This is a genomic window from Halopseudomonas sp., assembly GCF_041579695.1.
Classification (GTDB): Bacteria; Pseudomonadota; Gammaproteobacteria; order Pseudomonadales; family Pseudomonadaceae; genus Halopseudomonas.
Window position 1 is genome coordinate 1 of sequence record NZ_JBFGFI010000153.1, and the last position, 3,720, is coordinate 3,720.

Sequence of the window (3,720 nt, forward strand, 5' to 3'; positions counted from 1 at the left end):
CTTGACAGCTTCCACAGTCCGCCCGTGATGAAAATCAGACCCAGACCAATACGCAAAATGAGCGCCGTCAATTCCGGGGTAAAAAGGTTTGAATACTTATCCGCTTTTATCATTTCAAGTCCTTGGCAAGTGCTTGGAGTTAACCGTTTTTCGCCCAGGCGATCAGTGAGTCGCTGCGTTGACCTTCAGTTGCGTGTCAAGCGGGCGCGCAGAAAACGCTTGGTTACCCTAATAACGATTGAAGCGGGGTTTTGATTGCATTCAGACACAAGATCGCTGAAAAGCGACCCTGCCAAAAACCCGGTATTGGATGTAACGCCAATGGCCCTGGTTGAATCCCAGCCATGCGGATGCCAGCAACACGGTGCCATTGAGGGCACCGATTTTCATTGCAACCTGCCCTGGCCACGGAGCTTCAGCGATGGCTGTAAATATGACCGACGCCTGTGAGACAGCGATTACCCAACTACAATCGAATGAATCAAGGGCCTGGCGTCTGGCTGTTTTGAACTTGCGTTTGACGTTGGCCCGGGCATGATCAAGCACAGCCGGAGATCTTACCCATGTTGTGGCTTCTGAGTTTGGCGTGGATGGCGGGACTTTCCATTCTCGCCGGGGCGCTGGTGTCCTCGAATGTTGTATTGCGTGACGCCTGCCTGCGGCTAAAACTGGACCGTTTCGTCTCCTATTTCGGTAGCGGAGCTCTGCTGGCCGCCCTGGCGCTCGTGTTGATCCCTCGGGGTATTGAGCAGTTATCGGCGCTTGCTGTGACCGCAAGCTTTGGTTTGGGAGCATTGGTGTTCTGGAAATTCAGTGTCTGGACCTCTCGCACCAATAATCAGATCTCACGTTTCGTCAGCATGCTTTTGGACTTTTTCCCCGAAGTCATTCTGCTGGGGGCATTGGCTGCGAGTGGGTCGAATGCGGTTTATCTGTTGGCAGGTCTAATAGCGCTTCAGAACATGCCGCAGGGATTTACCGCTTTCACCGAGATGGAGGCAAACATGAGATCGCATACGTGTTTACTGATCATTTTCTTCACCGTTTCGTTGCTGGGGCCTTTGGGAGCATGGCTCGGCCTGGCCTGGTTTTCAACGAGTGATTCGCTTCTAGCTCTTGTTCTTTTGTTCTGCAGTGGTGGCATTCTTTATCTGTTATTCCAGGATATTGCACCTCGATCCCATGATGAGGACGACACCTTTCCGGCCATTGGGGCCATCTGCGGGTTTCTGGTGGGTCTGGTAGGAACAATGCTGATTCATTGACGAGCCTGAAGCCATCAGCAGTCAGTCTTTCATGACCTGATCATCGTGGGACGCTCCGTAGTTTTTCTCCCAGCGTAACGATCTCGTCACCTATCACGATGTTGGCAGCCGATCCCTTGACAGCGGCTTCCGCCCCCTGCTCCACAGCTGTCATCAGCGTGATGACTTGCTGCAGTTCCTGGCTTTGCTCGTCAATATAATGAGAAATATCGGCGGCGGCCTGCTTGCCCTGGGCAACTGACTGCTTGAGGGCTTGATCCAGAGCGCCGAGTTTCTGCTCGCCATCGGCTGAAATTCGCTCCAGAGAGTCCGAGAACTTTCCTGATTCCTGACAAATCTCCGACTCTACCCTGCTTAACTCACTCACCAGGGAGTCTATATCCCGCGCTTTAGCGCTGGCCTTCTGAGCCAGGTTCTTTACCTCATCCGCCACCACTGCAAAGCCCCTACCCATCTCGCCAGCACGCGCCGCCTCTATGGCGGCGTTCAACGCGAGCAGATTGGTTTGTTCGGAAATATCGGCAATGGTTTTGGTGATCTGATTGATCTGCAGAAACTCGGTGCTGAAACTTTCCATTTCAGTAACCAGCGATTTAGACCACTGGGCGGCTTTCATGACCTCACCCAGCAGTTCCTTCACGTGCTTTTGCAGGGCCAGCACATTGTCGTTCAGGCTGGCAATTTCCGAACTCGTGGCAGTGGAGCTCTGCTGTATATGCTCTCCATGCTCCGAGACACGACCTATAGCAGCCGCCGCGACCTGAATATTCTTCAAGCGTTCATGCGACGCCTGGTTGACCTGAGTGGCTGTATTACCTACCCGACGCCCCAATGCTACCGTTTCCTGGGAGGCGGCAGTCTCGTTTTGTGATCTGTTTTTTCGGCTTCGGCAGCCAGGCCAGCCAATTGGATAGCAGCAGATTGCTGCTGCTGAGCAACGGTCCATTGCCCCCAAAGAAAGACACAGAAGGGCACGGTGTAGGTCAGAGCCATTTTCAGATAATCAATTGCCGCTTCAGCGAAAATGCCTTGCCACTGGTTTATCAGAACCAGCAAAGAGCCAACGACAAGCGCTACAAGAAAAGCTTTGCGGAAATTCAGTTTCATGCGTGACTCTACTTTCGCAGGAGAAGTGAAATAACTTTATGTAAAGGCCAGACGTGAGCAAGAGCTTGCCATCACGTACTTATAATTAATCGGCCGCGACAGCATTTACTTTAAAATGCCGGGAGTCTGGGTCTGCTTTACTTTGACGCCGCAGGTGCGCAAAAAAGGGTCGGCCAAGAGAGCTCGGTGGCACGCACCGAATGGTCGTGTTACGCAATAGGTTTACGCTGCGCACTGCTCGCAGATAACCTGGCACACAGGTTTATGGCGCCGCTATGTACTCCGGGCCGGATGTGATTGTGCCTCGAAACTTGTCTGCAGCATCTGTTCTGCTCCCAGTGTTTGCAGCATCTCCTGTTTCTGGCGATAGCGCAAAGTAGAGGGATGCACGCCGAAATCTTCGCTTGTAGCAATGCCCACCTGCTCGGCCAGCATGGCTATTATCGCCATATGGTGAATCGTGTGGCTGGCCAGAAAAGCCAGTTCCCGACCGAGACTGGAGCTCGTGGCCACGGTCGTCTCGTGAGTGGCATAGTCCAACTGGAGTGGGTGATCCTCGCCACTGTTACCCAGTCGCTCTAGACGCTGACATAGCTTTGACAGCCGGTCGGCGGTGGCCTGTGGTTCCTGCTCAAGCAAGGCTTCCCGTGATCGTTGCTCGTAGTCGATGGCGGATCCAATGCGCTCAACCCCAGACAGAAAAACGCTGTAATGATCCACTATATGTCGCACGTGCTTGCCGATCGTGTGTTGTCCACGGGCATTGCAACCAGCGGAGTATTGTCCGCAGGACAATTCTCGCAGCAGGTCCGTCAACTGTTGAAGCGGATGCGTGTTCTCGAGTATTAACTCGGCTATCCCTGAATTACTGTTTGCATTACGGTGCATGCGTTCACCCCGGGGGCTGACAAGTTGAAAACAAGCCGGAGTCAGGCGTGGTATCGCCGGACCCGGCTTAATTGCAAATGCGGCCTCAGTGGCCCGCTTCTGCCTCTGCCTCTGCCTCTGCTTCTGCTTCTGCTTCTGCTTCTGCTTCCGGCATAGCTTCGCCTTCAGCCTCTGCTTCGGCATGGTTCATCGCCAACATGATGTAGCCAGGCTCTTCGACCGCATCAGCCGCAACCGCCTGAAAGGTTACTCCGCTCACGGCGATAGCCAGGATGGGCGCTGAATAGGCGATGCCCTTGGACAGCCGCTCCAGCAGTGGTTGACGCCTGGTTTCTTTAATAGACATAACGATCTCCTTCTCTTGCTTGTTAGCGGACCCTGCGGCGCAGGGTCCGATGACAGGCAAAGCGACTTACCAGACCCGCTAGTAAGTGGCTTCACCCTCCGCTTCGGCTTCGGC

The 3,720-nt window shown here is 53.9% G+C and carries 5 protein-coding genes; 1 reads left to right on the plus strand and 4 read right to left on the minus strand.

Annotation, left to right across the window (positions count from 1 at the left end; all coding sequences use genetic code 11):
• Window positions 1-563: 563 nt before the first annotated feature.
• Window positions 564-1,265: a ZIP family metal transporter gene (locus ABYA88_RS15675; RefSeq protein WP_373188323.1), complete on the plus strand. Its 702-nt coding sequence runs from the start codon at window positions 564-566 to the stop codon at window positions 1,263-1,265.
• A 40-nt stretch (window positions 1,266-1,305) separates the two neighbouring features.
• On the opposite strand, the gene ABYA88_RS15680 is transcribed toward ABYA88_RS15675, so the two are convergent.
• The 4 genes from ABYA88_RS15680 to ABYA88_RS15695 form a co-directional block, all read right to left on the minus strand.
• Window positions 1,306-2,040 carry a methyl-accepting chemotaxis protein gene (locus ABYA88_RS15680; protein WP_373188324.1) on the minus strand — a complete coding sequence of 245 codons (735 nt, stop codon included), beginning with the start codon at window positions 2,038-2,040 and terminating at the stop codon, window positions 1,306-1,308.
• A gap of 59 nt (window positions 2,041-2,099) precedes the next feature.
• Complete coding sequence (nrtS, locus tag ABYA88_RS15685; RefSeq protein ID WP_373188325.1) at window positions 2,100-2,372, minus strand: nitrate/nitrite transporter NrtS; 273 nt, start codon at window positions 2,370-2,372, stop codon at window positions 2,100-2,102.
• A 273-nt stretch (window positions 2,373-2,645) separates the two neighbouring features.
• Entirely contained in the window at window positions 2,646-3,260 is a 615-nt protein-coding gene (locus tag ABYA88_RS15690; protein ID WP_373188326.1) for a DinB family protein, read from the minus strand.
• Window positions 3,261-3,345: 85 nt separating this feature from the next.
• Entirely contained in the window at window positions 3,346-3,606 is a 261-nt protein-coding gene (locus ABYA88_RS15695; RefSeq protein ID WP_373188327.1) for a hypothetical protein, read from the minus strand.
• Between the last annotated feature and the right edge of the window lie 114 nt (window positions 3,607-3,720).

What these genes read in the sequence shown, in the direction of transcription:
- nrtS (WP_373188325.1), bottom strand. Translation starts at nt 2,372, where the DNA reads ATGAAACTGAATTTCCGCAAAGCTTTTCTTGTAGCGCTTGTCGTTGGC.
- ABYA88_RS15675 (WP_373188323.1), top strand. Translation starts at nt 564, where the DNA reads ATGTTGTGGCTTCTGAGTTTGGCGTGGATGGCGGGACTTTCCATTCTC.
- ABYA88_RS15690 (WP_373188326.1), bottom strand. Translation starts at nt 3,260, where the DNA reads ATGCACCGTAATGCAAACAGTAATTCAGGGATAGCCGAGTTAATACTC.
- ABYA88_RS15695 (WP_373188327.1), bottom strand. Translation starts at nt 3,606, where the DNA reads ATGTCTATTAAAGAAACCAGGCGTCAACCACTGCTGGAGCGGCTGTCC.